Annotated in this window: 16 protein-coding genes; 8 read left to right on the top strand and 8 right to left on the bottom strand. The window is 65.4% G+C overall.

Annotated elements, in window-relative coordinates:
- Positions 1-98 precede the first annotated feature (98 nt).
- Complete coding sequence (locus QM685_RS11320) at positions 99-1,769, top strand: bifunctional aspartate transaminase/aspartate 4-decarboxylase (protein ID WP_415115787.1); 1,671 nt, start codon at positions 99-101, stop codon at positions 1,767-1,769.
- A 158-nt stretch (positions 1,770-1,927) separates the two neighbouring features.
- Complete coding sequence (locus QM685_RS11315) at positions 1,928-3,151, top strand: pyridoxal-phosphate-dependent aminotransferase family protein (protein ID WP_415115785.1); 1,224 nt, start codon at positions 1,928-1,930, stop codon at positions 3,149-3,151.
- Between the two features lie 78 nt (positions 3,152-3,229).
- Here QM685_RS11315 and QM685_RS11310 read toward each other — a convergent pair whose 3' ends face one another.
- Positions 3,230-4,456 (bottom strand): MFS transporter, encoded by a 1,227-nt coding sequence (locus QM685_RS11310; protein WP_415115783.1) that lies wholly within the window; start codon positions 4,454-4,456, stop codon positions 3,230-3,232.
- Between the two features lie 408 nt (positions 4,457-4,864).
- Here QM685_RS11310 and xdhA point away from each other — a divergent pair, with 408 nt between their 5' ends.
- From xdhA to xdhC, 3 genes are read left to right on the top strand one after another with little or no spacing between them, the layout of a single operon-like run.
- Positions 4,865-6,382, top strand: coding sequence for a xanthine dehydrogenase small subunit (gene xdhA / locus QM685_RS11305; protein ID WP_415115781.1), 1,518 nt, complete (start codon positions 4,865-4,867; stop codon positions 6,380-6,382).
- Positions 6,383-6,419: 37 nt separating this feature from the next.
- Entirely contained in the window at positions 6,420-8,789 is a 2,370-nt protein-coding gene (xdhB, locus tag QM685_RS11300) for a xanthine dehydrogenase molybdopterin binding subunit (protein ID WP_415115779.1), read from the top strand.
- Between the two features lie 28 nt (positions 8,790-8,817).
- Positions 8,818-9,456 carry a xanthine dehydrogenase accessory protein XdhC gene (xdhC, locus tag QM685_RS11295; protein WP_415115777.1) on the top strand — a complete coding sequence of 213 codons (639 nt, stop codon included), beginning with the start codon at positions 8,818-8,820 and terminating at the stop codon, positions 9,454-9,456.
- Here xdhC and QM685_RS11290 read toward each other — a convergent pair.
- The 4 genes from QM685_RS11290 to QM685_RS11275 all read right to left on the bottom strand — a co-directional run bounded on the left by QM685_RS11290 (position 9,405) and on the right by QM685_RS11275 (position 13,194).
- A complete protein-coding gene (locus tag QM685_RS11290; RefSeq protein ID WP_415115963.1) occupies positions 9,405-9,668 on the bottom strand; it encodes a contact-dependent growth inhibition system immunity protein in 264 nt (87 codons plus the stop codon). The genes xdhC and QM685_RS11290 overlap by 52 nt on opposite strands.
- Positions 9,669-9,778: 110 nt before the next feature.
- Positions 9,779-10,741: a LysR substrate-binding domain-containing protein gene (locus QM685_RS11285; RefSeq protein WP_415115775.1), complete on the bottom strand. Its 963-nt coding sequence runs from the start codon at positions 10,739-10,741 to the stop codon at positions 9,779-9,781.
- A 143-nt stretch (positions 10,742-10,884) separates the two neighbouring features.
- Positions 10,885-11,535, bottom strand: a complete 651-nt coding sequence (locus QM685_RS11280) for a 2-hydroxychromene-2-carboxylate isomerase (protein ID WP_415115773.1) — start codon at positions 11,533-11,535, stop codon at positions 10,885-10,887.
- 159 nt (positions 11,536-11,694) lie between these two features.
- Positions 11,695-13,194 (bottom strand): TAXI family TRAP transporter solute-binding subunit, encoded by a 1,500-nt coding sequence (locus tag QM685_RS11275; protein ID WP_415115771.1) that lies wholly within the window; start codon positions 13,192-13,194, stop codon positions 11,695-11,697.
- Between the two features lie 579 nt (positions 13,195-13,773).
- On the opposite strand from QM685_RS11275, the gene QM685_RS11270 reads away from it, so the two are divergent.
- The gene (locus tag QM685_RS11270; protein ID WP_415115769.1) at positions 13,774-14,121 is read left to right on the top strand and encodes a BON domain-containing protein; all 348 of its coding nucleotides are present in this window, start codon (positions 13,774-13,776) and stop codon (positions 14,119-14,121) included.
- 360 nt (positions 14,122-14,481) lie between these two features.
- Positions 14,482-14,730: a hypothetical protein gene (locus QM685_RS11265; protein WP_415115767.1), complete on the top strand. Its 249-nt coding sequence runs from the start codon at positions 14,482-14,484 to the stop codon at positions 14,728-14,730.
- A 76-nt stretch (positions 14,731-14,806) separates the two neighbouring features.
- Here QM685_RS11265 and QM685_RS11260 read toward each other — a convergent pair whose 3' ends face one another.
- Positions 14,807-15,595, bottom strand: coding sequence for a sulfite exporter TauE/SafE family protein (locus QM685_RS11260; protein WP_415115765.1), 789 nt, complete (start codon positions 15,593-15,595; stop codon positions 14,807-14,809).
- A gap of 218 nt (positions 15,596-15,813) precedes the next feature.
- Positions 15,814-16,455 carry a LysE family translocator gene (locus tag QM685_RS11255; protein ID WP_415115763.1) on the bottom strand — a complete coding sequence of 214 codons (642 nt, stop codon included), beginning with the start codon at positions 16,453-16,455 and terminating at the stop codon, positions 15,814-15,816.
- Positions 16,456-16,680: 225 nt separating this feature from the next.
- Here QM685_RS11255 and QM685_RS11250 point away from each other — a divergent pair, with 225 nt between their 5' ends.
- Positions 16,681-17,799, top strand: a complete 1,119-nt coding sequence (locus QM685_RS11250) for a porin (RefSeq protein WP_415115761.1) — start codon at positions 16,681-16,683, stop codon at positions 17,797-17,799.
- Positions 17,800-17,917: 118 nt separating this feature from the next.
- Here QM685_RS11250 and QM685_RS11245 read toward each other — a convergent pair whose 3' ends face one another.
- A complete protein-coding gene (locus QM685_RS11245) occupies positions 17,918-18,067 on the bottom strand; it encodes a hypothetical protein (RefSeq protein ID WP_415115758.1) in 150 nt (49 codons plus the stop codon).
- Between the last annotated feature and the right edge of the window lie 708 nt (positions 18,068-18,775).

Below are 18,775 nucleotides of genomic sequence, written 5' to 3'. Positions count from 1 at the left end.
CGGTCTTCCACGCAACGTCATTGACTCTTTGAGCCGGCCGCAACCGGGCGAACCGTCGCCACGCCGGCGTCTTTCACCTCTTCACTGGAGAACGCATCATGGCAAAAGAGAAGGGCGACAAGAAGCGCTCGGACGCGCAGGCGGCGCAAGCCGGTCTCGCCGCGCTGAGCCCGTTCGAACTGAAGGACGAACTGATCAAGGCCGCCGGCGGCAGCGCGGTCGAGCGGCCCGCCAACGTCGCGATGCTCAACGCGGGCCGCGGCAATCCGAACTTTCTCGCGACGATTCCGCGCCACGGCTTCTGGCAGCTCGGCCTGTTCGCGATGCGCGAGTCGGAGCGCTCGTTCGCGTACATGCCGGAGGGTGTCGGCGGCTTTCCGCGCCGTGATGGCCTGGAGGAACGCTTCGATCTGTTCCTGCGCGAAAACCGGGGCGTGCCCGGCATCGATTTTCTGCGCGGCGCGGTGTCGTACGTGCGCGACCAGTTGGGGCTGTCGTCGGTCGACTTCCTGTATGAGATGTGCGAGGGCATTCTCGCGTCGAACTACCCGGTGCCCGACCGCATGCTGAAGCTCTCCGAGATCATCGTGGGGCAGTATCTGCGCCGCGAGATGATCGGCAAGCATCCGTTCGTCGGCGAGTTCGACATCTTCGCGGTGGAAGGCGGCACCGCGGCGATGACGTACATCTTCAACACGATGCGCGAGAACCATCTGATCAAGCCGGGCGACACGATCGCGCTCGGCATACCGATCTTCACCCCGTACATCGAGATTCCGCGCCTGAACGACTATCAGTTGAACGTCGTCAATCTCGAGGCCGACGTCGCGAACGGCTGGCAGTATTCGAAGAAGGAACTCGACAAGCTGCGCGATCCGAAGGTGAAGGCGTTCTTCCTCGTGAATCCGAGCAATCCGCCGTCGGTGAAGATCGACGACGAAAGCCTCGAGCACATCGCTGCCATCGTCGACGAACGGCCCGACCTGATCCTGCTCACCGACGACGTGTACGGCACGTTTGCCGACGACTTCGTGTCGCTGTTCGCGCTCGCGCCGAAGAACACGATCCTCGTGTATTCGTATTCGAAGTATTTCGGCGCGACCGGCTGGCGGCTCGGCGCAATCGCGACGCATCGCGACAACGTGCTCGACCGGCTGATCGGCAAATTGCCGGCCGATGCGAAGAAGCAACTGCATACGCGCTACGAGTCGATCACGACCGAGCCCGACAAGCTGAAATTCATCGACCGGCTGGTGGCCGACAGCCGCACGGTCGCGTTGAATCACACGGCCGGCTTGTCGACGCCGCAGCAGGTGCAGATGGTGCTGTTTTCGCTGTTCTCGCTGATGGACACACCCGACGCGTACAAGAACGCGCTGAAGCGGCTGATCCGCAAGCGCAAGCAGGCGCTCTACGAGGAAGTCGGCATCTCGTTCGAGGACGACGATCCGAACCAGGTCGACTACTACACGATTCTCGACATCGAGTTCCTCGGCGAAAGAGCGTACGGGCGCGAGTTCGTCGACTGGCTGCTGAAGAACACCGAGCCGTCCGAACTGCTGTTCCGGCTCGCGCGCGAGGCGCGCGTCGTGCTGCTGCCGGGGCGCGGCTTCGGCACGCAGCATCCGTCGGGGCGCGTGTCGCTCGCCAATCTGAACGAGTCCGACTACCGCAAGATCGGCCGCGCGATGCGCAAGCTGATCGAGGAGTATGTCGAGCGCTTCAACGCGGCGACCGGCAAGAAGCTCGACAAGACCAAAGTGAAGTGACTGTACCGGTGCGTGCAGCGGTACGGTAACGCGCGACGCCGGACACAAAAAATCTTGCGCAATCGCGTGGTTCGGTGAATGATCGGTCGAACGGCCTCGCTGGCTTAACCGCCGCGAGGCCGTTCTTTCCTTTGCGCCTGAATACTCACGTACCGATCATGCCGATTTCCACTTCCACTACCGTAGCTTCATCCGTCCCCTGCCCGGTCGTCGAATCGCTCGACGCCATCCTTCCCGAAGAACCGCTGCTGATGATGGGCGCCGGCCCGGTGCCGATTCCCGCCGCGGTAGCTAAGGCCAATGCGATCGTCATCAACCATCTGGGCGGCACGATGGCGAAGGTGGTGGGCCAGGTGAAGACGATGGCGCGCTACGTGTTCCAGACGCAATCGAAATGGGTGCTCGGCGTTGCCGGACCGGGTTCGGGCGCGATGGAAATGGCGATCTCCAATCTCGCGTGGGAAGGCACGCGCATGCTGTGCATCAGGAACGGCTTCTTCAGCGACCGTATGGGCGAAATGGGCCGGCGTGTCGGCGCGCGCGTGAGCACGCTCGAAGTCGCGGACCGTACCGTGGCGAGTCTCGAGCAGGTCGCCGAGGCGATGCGCCGCGAGCGTCCCGAGGTCGTCACCGTCGTGCAGGGGGAGACCTCGAACACGGTGTGGAACCACCATCTGAAGGACATTGCCGCGCTCGCGAAGGAAGCGGGCGCGCTCGTGATCGTCGACGCGGTCTGCACGCTGAGCACGATGCCGCTCGAAATGGACGCGTGGGGCATCGACGCGGTGATCACCGGCGGGCAGAAGGGTTTGTCGTCGATTCCGGGCGTGTCGCTGATCGCGTTTTCCGACGCGGCGTGGGCGCGCGTCAAAGGCCGCACCGCGCCGAACACGCACTGGTGCCTCGATGCGTCACTCGCCGAGAACTTCTGGCATAACGCCGGCTATCACTACACCGCGCCGGTGTCAGGCGTGCTCGCGTTGCACGAGGCGCTGCGGCTCGTGTGCGCCGAGACGCTGGAAAAGCGCTTCGCGCGCCATCTGAAATGCTCGCTCGCGCTGCAGCAGGGCGTGAGCGCATTGGGCCTGCAACTGTATGCACCGGAGAATTGCCGGCTGAATTCGGTGGTCGGCATCGAGGTGCCGGACGGCCTGAGTCCCGCCGATGTCTGCGCGCATATCTCGCGGCAGCATCAGGTGGAAATCTCCGGCTCGTTCGGCTTGCCGATCGTGCGCATCGGGCAGATGGGCGAGCAGTGCCGCGAGCACAACCTGTTTCGCACCGTGCATGCGCTCGGCCGCACGATGGTCGATCTCGGCGTCAAGGTCGATCTGCCGGCGGGCGTCGCGGCGCTGGAGCGCGGGTTGTCGGAAGGGAAATAGCAGCGCCGCTCGGGCTGCGGCGCGACGCGCCCCTGCGATGGCTGTCGTCGCCAGGGGCGCGTCGTTTTATCGATACCGTCAGGATGCTGTCGAGCAGGGCACGCCGTCACGATTTCGCGCACCGGCATCTCTTAGATAAAGCACGGTGGACAGCACCACCGCCGCGGCCGCCGCAAGCGCGGCAAACAGAAACACCGAGCCATAGCCGAACGCGCCGGCGATATACCCGGCCAGCGGCCCGGTAATACCGAGCGACAGATCGAGAAACACCGAATACGCGGACAGCGCCGCGCCGCGGCTCGCGGGCGGCACGAGCCCGACCGCCTCGACGCCGAGCGCCGGGAACACCAGCGCGAAGCCGAAGCCGGTCAGCGCGGCGCCCGCCAGCGCGATATGCGGCTCGGGCGCGAGCCACAGCATCAACAGACCCGCGCATTCGAACGAGAACGACGCGATCGCGACGCGGAAGCCGCCATAGGTCCTGATCGTGTTCGCGAACAGCAGGCGCGCGCCGATGAACAGCGTGCCGAACAGCGTCAGCGACAGCGCCGCATTCGGCCAGTGCTTCGCCGCGTAGAACAGCGTGATGAAGGTCGCGATCGAGCCGAAGCCGGCCGAGCCGAGCGCGAGACCCATGCCGTGCGGCAGTACGCGCGTGAACACGCTGCGGTACGACATCCGCTCGCCGTGGACGACCGGTACCGGCGCGATCAGCCGCGCGAGCGCGTAGCCGAGCGCCGCGAGCGCGATCACGAGAATGCCGAGCGTGGTGAAGCCGATCGAATGAGAAATCGCCACGCCGAGCGGCGCGCCGATCGCGAGCGCGCCGTAGGTCGCAATGCCGTTCCACGAAATCACCCGTGCGTTATTGGCCGTGCCCACGCGGCCGATCCCCCACAGAATCGCGCCGGTGCCGCACAGGCTTTCGCCGAAGCCGAGCACGAGGCGGCTGCACACGAGCAGCGCGAGGCTCAGCACCGGCCAGTGCCCGGTGAGCGCGGCGAGCAGCAGAAACACGCCGCTCGCGCCGCAGCCGATCAGACCGATCGACACCGTGCGCTTCGGCCCCAGCGTATCCGCCGAACGGCCGGCCAGCGGCCGCGAAGCGAGCGTCGCGAGATATTGCACGCTGATCGCCGCGCCCGCGAGCACCGCGCTATAGCCGAGGTCGCCATGCACGTAGCCGGGCAGCACCGCAAGCGGAATGCCGATGGTCAGGTAGCAAAGAAAGGTGAAAAAGACGACCGGAATGATCTGCAGGGTCGTCGCCAATTCGCTGCGGGCGGGTGCGGAGTCGGTGGACATCGGGAAAACGAGACTTGAAATCGGCGGGAATGCGTGATTCTCCCATGGAACCGATTCCTTTGCAGGAATGGCTTGATTCTTCGTCGAATTAAGGCGTTTTCGCGTGCTTTCGTGCGCCTGGGCGCGCTTATAAAGGGCGGTTTTAGCCGCGCCGACGCAAGCTTCTTGGGCCGAACGCCCGCGTCCGCTCTTATTTCCCGTGGCTTCAATGCCGTAAAAATCAAAAAAGAGTGGCAAATTTTCCATCTCGACATAAGCGCAATGCCGTGCAAATCCATGTCGATATCGTTTTACGGATATGTCCTGCATGCAATTCGCGCTATGGGTTGGGTTTATTGACGGTGATAGCTTTCAAACCATCGACGCGGCCCGTCCGCGCGAACACAGAACAGACGAGAGCAATGAGACATGACTGAGCCGATCCGCTTCTATCACCGCAACGCGATCCGCGAAATCAAGGACGCGCCCGTCACCCGCACGGTGCTGCAGTATCTGCGCGAGGACGCGCATTGCACCGGCACCAAGGAAGGCTGCGCCGAAGGCGACTGCGGCGCGTGCACGGTGGTGATCGGCGAGCCCAACGCGGCGGGCGGCGTCGACTTCAAGGCGGTCAACGCGTGCATCCAGTTTCTGCCGACGCTCGACGGCCGCGCGCTTTTCACCGTCGAGGACCTGCGCCAGCCCGACGGCTCGCTGCATCCGGTGCAGCAGGCGATGGTCGAATGCCACGGCTCGCAGTGCGGCTTCTGCACGCCGGGCTTCATCATGTCGATGTGGGCGCTGTACGAAAAGCACGGCCATGAACAGGGCTGCGCGAACCGCACGGTGCCGTCGCGCGAGACGATCAACAACGCGCTGACCGGCAATCTGTGCCGCTGCACCGGCTACCGGCCGATCGTCGATGCGGCCGAGCGGATGTTCGATGCGCCCGCGCCGCGGGCGCCGGTCGACGTGAAGGCGCTGGCCGCCGCGCTCGCGCCGCTCGAGCGCGGCGACACGTTCCACTACGAGCACGCGGGCCAGCGCTTTGCCGCGCCGCGCACGGTCGCGGCGCTCGCGCAACTGAAGGAAGCCGAGCCGGCCGCGCGGATTCTCGCGGGCAGTACCGACATCGGCCTGTGGGTGACCAAGCAGATGCGCGAGCTCGGCAACGTCGTCTATGTCGGCCAGATCGCAGAGTTGCGCAAGCTCGAAACGAATGACGACTGGATCGGGATCGGCGCGGGCGTGAGCGTCGAGAAAGCGTACGCGGAGATCGCGAAGCAGTACCCGGAGCTCACCGAAATGTGGCAGCGCTTCGCGTCGCTGCCGATCCGCAATGCCGGCACGCTCGGCGGCAACATCGCGAACGGCTCGCCGATCGGCGACTCGATGCCGGGGCTGATCGCGCTCGGCGCGCGCGTGATCGTGCGCGGCGGCGAGATCGAGCGCGAGATGCCGCTCGAAGACCTGTACCTCGCGTATCAGAAGAAGGATATGGCGGAGCACGAGTTCGTGGTCGGCTTGAAGGTGCCCACCCGCACCGGCGCGCGCGCGAATCTGCGTTTTCGCACCTACAAGCTGTCGAAGCGTTTCGATTCGGATATCTCGGCCGTGTGCGCGGCGTTCTCGTTCATCGCCGACGGCAACGTGATCCGCGAGCCGCGCATCGCGTTCGGCGGCATGGCCGCGACGCCGAAGCGCGCGCTCCACGCCGAAGCCGTGCTGCGCGACGCCGAATGGCACGAGGCGACCGCGCAGGCCGCGATGCTCGCGCTCGGCAACGACTATGCGCCGCTCAGCGACATGCGCGCGACCAGCGACTACCGGCTCGAAGCGGCGAAGAACACGCTGTACCGCTTCTGGCTCGAAACGCGCCCGCACAATCCGCTGCCGAAGAACCTGCTCGACGTGCGCGCGGTCGAGCCGGCCGGCGCGAGCGTTTGAGCGCGACGCGTTCCCAAAGGATACGGAGAACACAACGATGAACCAGCAAGCCGAGCCGTTCCTGAAAGAGCTTCAGGATCTCGACGACTTCACCCAGGTCCACGTGTCGCGTCCGCACGAATCCGCGCATCTGCACGTGAGCGGCCGCGCGACCTACACCGACGACATCCCCGAGCTGGCCGGCACGCTGCACGCGGCGCTCGGGCTGTCGCCGAAGGCGCACGCGAAGATCGTGTCGATGTCGCTCGACAAGGTGCGCGCGACGCCCGGCGTGGTCGCGGTCTTCACCGCCGACGACATTCCCGGCGTGAACGACGTCGGCCCGATCATCCACGGCGACGATCCGATTCTCGCCGACGGCGTCGTGCAATACGTCGGCCAGCCGATCTTCATCGTGGTCGCGACGTCGCACGATGCGGCGCGCCTCGGCGCGCGGCGCGCCGACGTGGTCTACGAGGAATTGCCCGCGGTGCTGACCGCGCAGCAGGCGCGCGCCGCGAACCAGTTCGTGTTGCCGCCGATGAAGCTCGCGCGCGGCGACGCCGGCACGAAGATCGCGCGCGCCGCGCATCGCGAAGCCGGTGAAATGCTGCTCGGCGGCCAGGAGCAGTTCTATCTGGAAGGGCAAATTTCGTACGCGGTGCCGAAAGACGACGACGGCATGCATGTGTACTGCTCGACGCAGCATCCGACCGAAATGCAGCACCTCGTCGCGCACGCGCTCGGCGTGGCCTCGCATAACGTGCTGATCGAATGCCGGCGCATGGGCGGCGGCTTCGGCGGCAAGGAATCGCAGTCGGCGCTGTTCGCGTGCTGCGCGGCGCTCGCCGCATGGAAGCTGCTGTGCCCGGTCAAGCTGCGCCCGGACCGCGACGACGACATGATGGTGACCGGCAAGCGCCACGATTTTCACTACACGTTCGAAGTGGGCTACGACGAGCAGGGCGTGATCGACGGCGTCGAGGTCGACATGACGTCGCGCTGCGGTTTTTCCGCCGACCTGTCCGGCCCGGTGATGACGCGCGCGCTGTGCCACTTCGACAACGCGTACTGGCTGTCGGACGTGTCGATCGACGGCTTCTGCGGCAAGACCAACACGCAGTCGAACACCGCGTTTCGCGGCTTCGGCGGCCCGCAGGGCGCGTTCGCGATCGAGTACATCCTCGACAACGTGGCGCGCTCGGTCGGCATGGATTCGCTCGACGTGCGGCGCCGCAACCTGTACGGCAAGACCGAGCGCAACCGGACGCCGTACGGCCAGGTGGTCGAAGACAACGTGATTCACGAGCTGATCGACGAGCTCGAAGCGACCAGCGACTATCGCGCGCGCCGCAACGCGATCGACGAATTCAACGCGAACAACGAGATCCTGAAAAAGGGTCTCGCGCTGACGCCGGTCAAGTTCGGCATCGCGTTCAACGTCACGCACTTCAACCAGGCCGGCGCGCTCGTGCATATCTATACCGACGGCTCGGTGCTCGTGAATCATGGCGGCACCGAAATGGGCCAGGGGCTGAACACGAAGGTCGCGCAGGTCGTCGCGCATGAGCTGGGCGTCGGCTTTAACCGCATCCGCGTGACCGCGACCGATACCAGCAAGGTCGCCAATACGTCGGCGACGGCGGCCTCGACCGGCTCCGATCTGAACGGCAAGGCCGCGCAGGATGCCGCGCGGCAGTTGCGCGAACGGCTTGCCGCGTTTGCGGCCGAGCGTTTCGGCGAGGGCTGCGTGAATGCGGCGGCCGTGCGCTTCGTGCACGACCGCGTGGTGGTCGGCGATGTCGTCGTGCCGTTCGAGGAGGTGATCGCGAAGGCCTATCTCGCGCGGATCCAGTTGTGGTCCGACGGTTTCTACGCGACGCCGAAGCTGTACTGGGATCAGTCGAAGCTGCAAGGCCGGCCGTTCTATTACTACTCGTATGGCGCGGCGGTGTCGGAAGTCGTGATCGACACGCTGACCGGCGAAATGCGCGTGCTGCGCGCGGATGCGCTGCATGACGTGGGCGCGTCGCTGAATCCGGCGCTCGACGTCGGCCAGGTCGAGGGCGCGTTCATCCAGGGGATGGGCTGGTTGACGACCGAGGAGCTATGGTGGAACACGGGCGGCAAGCTGATGACGCATGCGCCGTCGACCTACAAGATTCCGACCGTCAACGATGTGCCGCCGGTCTTCAACGTGAAGCTGTTCAAGAACCGCAACGCGGAGGACAGCATCCACCGTTCGAAGGCGACCGGCGAGCCGCCGCTGCTGCTGCCGTTCTCGGTGTTCTTCGCGGTGCGCGACGCGGTGTCGGCGGTGGGCGGCCACAAGGTCAATCCGCCGCTCAATGCGCCCGCGACCAGCGAGGAAATTCTCAAGGCGGTCGGCGCGGTGCGGGCCGCGACGACGGCGGCGCGGCAGGCGTGACGGCACGCCGCAGGCCCAGGAGCGAAGCATGGAAGTACGCGTGAATGATTGTCTGAGCGGGATGGTTGCGATGAACGATGGCTCACCAGTTCGAATCGGCCGGCGCGGCGCCGCGCCGGATCCGGCTTCGCGCCCGGCGCCGATGCATATCGTGCTGTTCGGCGCGGGGCATGTCGGGCACGCGCTCGTCGAGCTGCTCGGCACGCTGCCGTGCGTGGTGCAGTGGGTCGACGAACGCGACGAACTGTTCCCCGACGAAACGCCGCCCAACGTGCAGGTCGAGGCGACCGACACGCCCGACGCGATCGTCGACGCGGCGCCGCCGGGCGCATGGTTCCTCGTGATGACGCACAACCATGCGCTCGATTTTTCGCTCGCCGCGCGCATCATGCGGCGGCGCGATTTCAGCTACTTCGGGATGATCGGCTCGAAGACGAAGCGCGTGAAATTCGAGCGGCGTCTGCTCGAACGCGGTGTGGAACCCGAGCGGCTTGCGGAAATGACGTGTCCGATCGGCGTCGAGGGGATCGTCGATAAAGCGCCCTCGGCAATTGCGATTGCGGTGTGCGCGCAGTTGCTGCGGGTGAGGACGCAACAGGCGGTGCAACCGGGCGCTTACTCACTCAGGAGTCGCTTCAACTCGTCAAGGAACGAAGCTGTAGTGTGACCCCACGATTCTGGGTCAAACGCTGAACCGTAATCCCGTTCGAACGCGGCATCCAGGTCCTTGGGGTGTTCGCCTATGAACGAGCCTATTTCGCGAATCAGATCCTCACGTCTGTGAGATTCATCTCTCCTGTAGCACGAGACAATTTCCGGAACGGTGTCTCCAAACAGGTCAAAGTCCTGGCCAAAATACACGGTAAATATGTGGCGCATGGCAGGGTAAGAATCTGGCGGCGTCATTTTTTTCTCATTCGACATAGGCGCTAAGAATGTAATACGGCATGCCGTTGTAGGTCTCGTTCTTTCAGAATTTTTCGCGGCCGCTATTTACGCGGCTTCCGCACTGTCGCGCGTGGCATTTTCCGCGCGACCAGCGTCTCCGATACCCCGGACATCAACGCCCTCAGCCAGCCGATATCGCTCGGCCGGTCCGGCTGCGGATGCCACATCTGATAACACTTGATGCGCGGAAACGCGATCGGCACATCGACGACCGCGAGCGGCAGCATGCTCGCGTAATGCATCGCGAAGCGGCGCGTCGTCGTGAAGATCAGATCCGATTGCAGCAGCGTCTGCGGCACGAGTCCGAAGTAGGGCAGCGTCGCGACGATGCGCCGTTGCGCGTGCGCCCGCGCGAAACCGGTGTCGATCGCGCCGCCGCGCGTGCCGCTATACGGCGCCGGCGCGAGATGCGGCGCGGCCAGATACGCGTCGCGCGTCAGCGGCGTGTGCGCGAGCGGATGATCGGCGCGCATCATGCATACGACGGTGTCGGCGAACAGGTCGCTGCGCTCGAAACGCGGATCGGGCTTCGGCCAGTTGCCGATCACGAGATCGAGCTCGCCGGCGTCGAGCGCGGCCGAATGATCGAAGAGCGGGCCCAGCGATTCGATTTCGAGCCGCGCATGCGGCGCCGCTTCGCGAAACCGCGCGATCACGGTCGGCATGAAGAAGTCGTTCAGATAGTCGGGCGCGGCGATGCGAAACGTGCGGCGCGAGCGGCCGGCATCGAAATCGCCGTGCGGCGTCGCGACGAAATCGACGTCGCGCAACACGCGTTGCGCGGCCGCGAGCAGCGATTCGCCATATTCGGTCGGCACCATGCCCGCCTTGCCGCGTACCAGAATCGGATCGCCGAGCGTTTCGCGCAGCTTGCGCAGCGCGGTGCTGATCGCGGGCTGGGTCTGGTTCAGACGCAGCGCGGTCTGCGTGACGCTGCGCTCGACGAGCAGCGTGCGCAGCACGCGCACGAGCCAGATATCGAGGGAGGCGGCGGTGTCGTCCATGATGAAAGCGCGCTGGCGCGAGCGGAGCGAACCGCTCGCCGCACGGCGCGCGCGTGGGGTGCGAAGGTTATAACCTTAGGCCCGTTTGCGGGCGAGCGGCATAGCGCGCGCGGTATGGCGGGGATCAGCGCGTCGGCGCGCGCTCAAGCCGGCTTGTCCGCCAGTCCCGACGGCAGCGCACTGATCCGCTTCACTTCCCGCGATTCGAGCCAGTTCGGCGTGCGTGCGCAGTACAGCACCATCGGCAGCGCGTCTTCGCCCCAGAACAGCTGGTCGTTCAGACAAAAGGTCGGCACGCCATATACGCCGAGACCGATCGCATCGGCGGTGTTGCGCTGCAACTGCGCTTTCACGTCTTCGTTCCTGATCAGCTCGGGACCGTCCGGCTTGCCGACGCGCTCGCACAGCTCGGCGAACGCTTCATCGCTCGACGGGTCGCGGCCCTCGCGCCAGATGAAGCGGAAAATCTCGCGCACGAGCTGCACGTCGCCGTTCGCGGCAGTCGCGAGCAGCAGCGGCTTCATCGAGTCGAACGGATGCGCGGGCGGCATTTTGTACGGAATGCCCAGTTGCTCCGCGCGAAACAGCGCATGCCGGTACATGAAGGTGCGCTTGGCGGGCACGCTGTACGCCGAGCGCTGGCCCCAGTGGCGATACAGTTCGTTCAGCACGACCGGCGTGAACGCGAAGTCGAAGCCGGGCCATTTGTCGTGTTGCTCGAGCAACAGGTAGGTGAACGGCGAGACGAAATCGTAAAACCACAGCGGCTGTCTGGCGTCGATGCCAACGGTCATAAATGTCTCCCGGATTGCCTGTTCTGGGCGGCGCGGACGGCGCGTCCGCTATTGCGTCAAAATTGTAACGATCTTACGCGGTGCGGCCATCGCTTGCACCGGTCGATATCCCCTGGTGGCGGGGCGCCAGCGCCTGGCTGCCGCGTTGCTGCCATGCTGCTACCGCTTGAGGCCGGGTTCGGCTGCTTCGTCTTGCGTGGCGGCGGGACGGCTGTCGCCGCTCTGGCCGGCGCCGGCGGCCGGGTGTTCAGCGGGTGGTTGCGGGCCTTGCCGCGCCGCTTCATCGTCCGCCTCGTCCAGCGGCCCCAGCGCGTCGCGGCCTTCCGTGAGCCGTCGCCGCACGAAGCCGATATGCTCGCGCAGCACGTAGAACTGGTCCGCGTACGCGAGCGGCATCTTCATGCCGTTGACCGAGTCTTCGATCGTGTCGAGCCGCTCGATCAGCGACGCGCGCTCGGCCGCCGAATGCTCGCTGAGCGCGCTGCGCTCGATCGAGATCAGCGCGCCGTACCAGCGATAGATGCGCGACTTGACCCGCCACGCGTACAGCCCCGGCACGACGCGCAGCGCCGGCACGAGCAGCACGATCAGCGGCACGACGACCACCAGCAGCCGGTCGGCGAGACTCGCGATCCAGAACGGCAGCGTGCGGTACAGGAAGCTCTTGCCCGACTTGTAGTAGCGCGCGGCGTCGTCGCTCAACGGGAAGTCGTGCGCGAGCGGCGCGGGGAATTCGCCGGCGCGCTGCATGATGGTCGCGCCGCCGTGCACCTCGCGCGCGGCTTCGATCAGCAGGTCCGACAGCGCCGGATGCAGCGAGCCGCGCGCGACCAGCTCGGCGGTCGGCGCGACGATGCTGATCGACGCCGCCGGCAGGTTCTTGCCGAGGTCGAAAGCGCCCATCGGCACTTTCAGTTGCGTCAGGTACGGAAAGCGCCGCGTGTACGCGTCGGCCTGCGTGAAATCGTAGAAGCGGATGTTCTGCGTGCGGTAGAGCTTGCCCATCACCGCCGGTTGCGCCGAGTCGCCGGCGAGGAAGGCCGCGTCGATCTTGCCGTCGATCAGCGCGTCGGCGGCCTCGTCGCCCGACAGCGGCAGCAGTTTGGTCGGGCCGCCCGGCACGATGCCGTTGGCCTTCAGCAGCGCGAGCGCCAGTTCGCGCGTGCCGCTGCCCTCGGCGCCGATCGCGAGCCGCTGGCCCTTGAATTCGGACAGCCACTGAACGGGCGCGCCGTGATAGAAGACCGCGAGCGGCACGTAGGCGACGCTGCCGAGCGACATCAGATCTTTGTCCCTCGCCACCGTGCCGGGCGCGATGCCGCCCTGCACGAAGCCGACGTCGACGTTCGATTTCGGATCGGACAGACGCTTGAGATTTTCCTGCGAGCCTTGCGAGACCAGCACGTTCAGCGTGATGCGGTTACGCGCGAGGATCGTCTTGTACTTCTGCGCGGCGTTCCAGAAGGTGCTGCCTTCGGGGCCGGCGCTGATCGTCAGCGTGTTCGGCGGCGCGGGCTGTATCAGCCGCACGGCGGCCCAGATCGCGACGATGCCGAGCAGCACGAGCGGACCGAACGAGACCGCCAGGTCGCGCCACGAGATCGCGACAAAACGGGCGACGAGACGGGGAGGGCGGCTGCGGCCGGTGGCTGGCTTCATCGGATCATCTGGTGGCGACGGTCGAAAGGGCGGAAGTGGATGGCTGCATGCGTGGTGGCGCGCCCGGGAGTATCGTCAAGCCGCCGCCGCATCTCGTTGGGTCGGCTGGCCGCGCGGCAGCACGTGTCGCGCCGATGGTACCTGAGATTCAGGCGTTGGCGAAACGGGAATCGCGCGCCCGTCGCCGCGCCCCATCCTTACCCAACCCGCATGTCGCGGCCGCTGTCGGCGCGCCACGCCGATCTCTAAACCCTTTGCGCTTCTGTCCCGGCTAGATTAAATTGTGCTTCGCTACCGCGAACCAACGTTTGCGCGGCGCGATTCCGGCACGACAGACAAGAACCGGATGCGTCGGCGAATTTCGCGGTTTGCTGGTTTTCCGTGCCGGTCCGCGTGCCGCCCCTGTCGAGAGGCGCATGACGGCCGGTGAACGGCAGCCGGCCTCTCTCGCCTCTCGCATACCGTGTCATAGCCGTAGCCGGCCGTCGCTGTCGCGCGTTCGCGCCGGCGCGGCCGCCCGTAGTCGTAACGAAACCGCTTGTACATGCGGTCCAATGTGAAACCAAGGAGAAGAGAGCTATGAAGACGGTCGGTTTTCTGAAAACGCTGGGCTCGGTTGTGGCGATGGTGGTGGCATGCAATGTGTACGCCCAGGCAAGCGCTCCGGCGACGAATTCGACTTCGACGGCGGCCAGCGTCAAGGCCGGCAAGCGCGCGAATCACCAGCTCGGCCGCAAGGTGCGCGCCGCGCTCACCAAGACTGCCGGGCTGGACGTGTCGAACATCGCCGTGCGCGCGCGCGGCGGCGCCGTGACGCTGACTGGCACGGTGCCGAGCCAGGACCAGATCGATGCCGCCGGCACGGCTGCCAAGGGCGTCGCGGGCGTGACGTCGGTCTCCAACAAGCTGACCGTCATGCAGCAGTAAGCGGTGCGTCAGCCGCGCGGCGCCGCGACGGCCGTGCGACGCCGACGCGACCCGTGTGGAGCGGGCTTTGCGCATCGGCGTAGCGCGCGGGCGCCGTGCTTGCGCCATCGTGATGCATCCGCGTAGTCAAACGGGCTCCGGCATAGCGCCGGAGCTTTTTTTTGCGCCATTGGGTTGAGTTGCCGGATGCCGTCGCGGGTTTTTATCGTTGTCCGTTGCGAGGCTTGCCCTTGCCTGCCGCTGATGATGCCGTTGGCCGTGCACGCTGATCTGCGTGCCTGTACCATGCATTGTGCGCTGCGACACATTGTTGACGTGTCGCGAGGCGTACTGTGAAGGCACGCAACGGGAGCGAGCACTATGGAAACCACGCTTTTCCGCTACATCGACCTGCCGATCGGCGATCGGGCGGCCTTCGAACTGGTGTGCGCGCGGCACGGCTTCGCGCCAGTGCATTTCGACATCAGCGCCAGCATGACGCCGGGCGAGCCCGCGCACGAGCGTCTCGTCACGGTGCGGCGCGGCGGCTGGGCACAGTCGTATCGCGATCGCCACGGTCAGTGGATCCGGCAGTTCGAAGCGGATCTGACCTGCCGGTTTTTCAAATAGACGGGAGAACCCCGGCGGCAGTCGCGGCTGCGCGTCAGCCCGCGCAGTCTGCGCGTCGGGCCAACGCCCGGCATAGTCAGGACATCACCAGCCGCACACCGACCAGCGTCAGCGTCGCGGCGAGCAGGTTGCGCAGCAGCGCGTCCGGCGCGCGCGACGACAGATAGCTGCCGATCGCAATGCCCGGCAGCGACCCCACCAGCAGCGACAGCAGCATCGACCAGTCGATCGAGCCGAGCAGCCAATGCCCCGCGCCCGCCAGCAGCGTGAGCGGCACCGCATGCGCGATGTCGGAGCCGACGATGCGGGTGGTCGGCAGCAGCGGATACAACAGCAGCAACACCGTCACGCCGATCGCGCCCGCGCCCACCGACGTCAGCGACACCAGCACGCCGAGGATCGCGCCGGTGAGCATCGTCAGCGCGAGCGTGCGTCCCTGGCTCGGCGCGCGCTGCTTGCGGGCGCCAAGTGCTGCGAGTTGCGGACGGAATATCAACGCGATCGCCGTGATCAGCAACGCCGCGCCGAGCACGACCTGGATCAGCCGGCCCGCGCCGGGCGTGTCCATCCCATGGCGATGCAGCAGGATCAGCGTGACCGTCGCGGCGGGTACGCTGCCGGCCGCGAGGCGCAGCGTGACCTGCCAGTCGACCGAGCCCTTCAGGCCGTGCACGAGCGTGCCGGTCGCCTTGGTGGCGGCTGCGTACAGCAGGTCGGTGCCGACCGCGGTGGCCGGATGCACGTTGAACAGCAGGACGAGGATCGGCGTCATCAGCGAGCCGCCGCCGACGCCCGTCAGGCCGACCAGAAAGCCGACGCCCAGGCCGGAGACGGAGTACAGCAGATCGATATGGGGTAGAGCCATTGAACGGACAGCGGACGGGTCGGAGGTGAATGGGTCGGCCGGCAGGACCGGCGCGTGGATGCTGGGGTAGGCGGAGCGGGCCAGCGCGGGCGGCAAAAGGCGCTATTGTCGCAAAACTGCCGCGCCGGCGTGCGCGACGCGCTCAGGGCAGGTGCGGGGACACGTGAAGGACAGGTGGTGCGAAGGCAGGCGTCTTGCCGATTACGTCGGAGCGCCGCTTACAGCGCGCGCCGGATCTCGACGACGCCGAACGCCGCGAGCGTCAAGCCGACCACGCGGTCGATCGCGATGCGCAGCCTGCTGCCGATCGCATGGCGCGCGAGCGACACCACGGTCACGAGAAAGCACCACCACGCGATCGAGCCGGCGAACACGCCGCTCACCGTCGTCAGCGCGATGGCCGGCGAGAACGCGCCGCGCGGCGCGAGCGTCGTGAATAGCGCGGCGAACATGATGACGGTTTGCGGGTTGGTCAGCGTGAGCAGCAACGCACTCGCATACGCGCGCAACGCGCCGGCGCTGCCGAGCCGGGCGAGCTTGCCATCGCCGTTGCCGTCGGCGCTGGCGGCGGGCGGCTTCTGCAGCAGCGCGCGCACCCCGAGATACAGCAGGAACAGGCCCGCGAGCAGATGCAGCGGACGGTCGTACGCGAGCATGAACTGCGAAATGCCGACGAGGCCGAGCGCCGCGATCAGCCCGTACGCCGCGTCGCCGCTCGCGATACCGAAGCCGATTGCGAGTCCGGCGCGCGGACCGCTGCTCAGCGTGCGGCGGATGCACAGCATGCCCATCGGGCCGACCGGCGCGGCGATCGCCAGGCCGACGCCCGCGGCGGTGAAGAAGAGACTGGTGGTGGACATGGACCGGTTCCCGAGCGGTTGTTCTGGTTGGAGGCGGCTGGTGCACCCGCCAGCATAGCCAGACCGAAAATCGCGGACAAGGGGGGACGAACGATCGGCATTTCCCATTCACATAGCACTGGCGATGTTCAGCCTGGTCGTGTATTGATCGACGAAGATGGCTTGCCGTAACGGGCGGCCTCATGAAAAGCTACTCGTCGCGCAGACAACGAAAAGGAGACGGGCATGCGATTGATCGCACAGGGTATTGGTGGAACGGCGCTGCTGCTTGCCGCCGGCGGGGCGGTGGCGGCCGATTCGAGCGTCACGTTATATGGGGTGGCCGATACCTTCATCCAGTATCTCGACAACGGCGGAACGCATGCGTTTTCCGCCCGAAGCGGAGGGGCGACGGGATCCCTGTTCGGACTGACGGGCACCGAAGACCTGGGCGGTGGGCTGAAGGCGAAGTTCGATCTCGAAGGCGAGTTCAATCTGAACAACGGCACGCTTTACGCCGACACGACGACTCTCTTCTACCGCCAGGCGTGGGTTGGCCTCGTCGATGAAAAGCTCGGCTCGCTTACATTAGGACGCCAGTACGAACCGAGTTTCGTGATCACCTATCCCGCCGACCCGTTTCGGCTGAATGAAAATCTTTCGTTGGTGGCGGCGAACGTTCTGGCCGTCGATCGCAATACGCTATCGGCGCAGTCCGACACGGGCCGGGCGAGTAACGCGATTCTGTATAAATCGCCTGATCTGCGCGGCGTACAGCTCTACGGGATGTACGCGTTCTCGGGTAGCGTGGCGCAGCCGGTGCCGGCGACCACCGGCAATGTCCTGAGCCTGGCGGCAAGCTATAGAGGCTATGGTCTCTATGCCGGCCTCGCCTACACCAACCAGCACTCGGGACAGGAAACGGTCCCAGGCCTGCCGGGATCGCTGAACCTGCTCGGAACCGAGCACTTCATCGCCGCGCTCGCGTATCAGATCGGTATCGCGAATCTGCAAATGACCTACGCATACGTGCGCGCGGACGATCCTCCCGCGAGGTCGCTGGCTGCGTTGCTCGGAACCGCGCATTCGTACAGCATGGCCCAGTTGGGCGCGACGATCCAGGCGACGCCGGCCGACGCAATCCAGCTCGCCATGTCGCAGCGCGACGTGCGTGGCGCGCACGATAATGCAGTGGCATTCGAAGTCGGCGCCGAACATGCGCTGTCGAGGCGCACCAGTCTTTATCTGCGCGCCGGGTATATCAAGAACAATGGGGATTCGACCGTTAGCTGGCCCGGTATCGTCGTGAGTCAGACCGCGACGAAGCAGTTTCTCGCGGCGCTGGGTATGACTCATCGGTTCTGACGTGCGGCCGCTGTGCGTCGTATGGCGTTCGAGTGGCGCATGCCGGCTTGCCGAAGCAGCGTTCATTGCCGCGCGGCAATGAACGCGCCGTCTGCCCGGCACCGGCGGCGGAACCGCGCTAGGAATCCCGGTGAATTTCGTCGTTGCGCGCGAGCCGGTCCGATACGTCCGCGAGCAGGAGCGCGAGCAGCATCGCGCCGATCGCCGCGAACAGGAACGCGCCGATCATCGCTGCCAGTATCAGCATGGTCAATACAAGGCCATTCATATATATGCGGCTCCAGCATGTTGTAACGCATGCTAGCCCCCGTCGCGGCGATTTTATGTGCGTTTCCCGCCGTAGCCTGTTCGGACCCGCCGAACTGCGATCACGTCGTGCGAGCGGTCACCGCGGTGCTGACCGGCCAGGCCGCAACGGCCATCATTCGCGTTCCGCGGCATCTGTTGCGGAAATGGCATAGTGCATTTCCGCAATTCGCTGGCGGAATCGAGCCGGATCTCCACCGACACAATCCGCCATCGGCCCATCCATTGCCGGACAGGCTAAAGCTTTCATATAGCCGTGTTTCAGAACTGAAACATTAATCGTCGTATTTGTATTGCAAATATAAAATAACAATCAATTAAATAATCTGGTCGCCTTGTAAAGCGCTTATATTGAGTGAAGGGATAGAGTTCATTGCGCCCCGTCATTCATCCCATCAGTCGAAATCCGCCACGCCGGCCTGGCGCCGATCGACAGGATAACCGAACCGACTGGACTCGTTCCGGTGCGTTTCCAGCAAGAATTCACTTCAAACAGGCGCATTAGCGGGCGGATCGACTGACCCTTTTCGAGTGGCCCGCAGTGTGCGCTGGCGTACGCACTCTATTTTTAAGCTGCATTAACATTCGCTGCAATGCACATTCAATGATGTGCCGAATTGACCATTAATCGATTGAAAGGGGCAGTGATCGCGGGACATTGTTCCGGATT

Origin of the sequence: Paraburkholderia sp. (assembly GCF_047605525.1) — a bacterium.
GTDB lineage: Bacteria > Pseudomonadota > Gammaproteobacteria > Burkholderiales > Burkholderiaceae > Paraburkholderia.
Note: the sequence above shows the minus strand (reverse complement) of the source record. Positions and strands in the feature narration are given on the sequence as shown.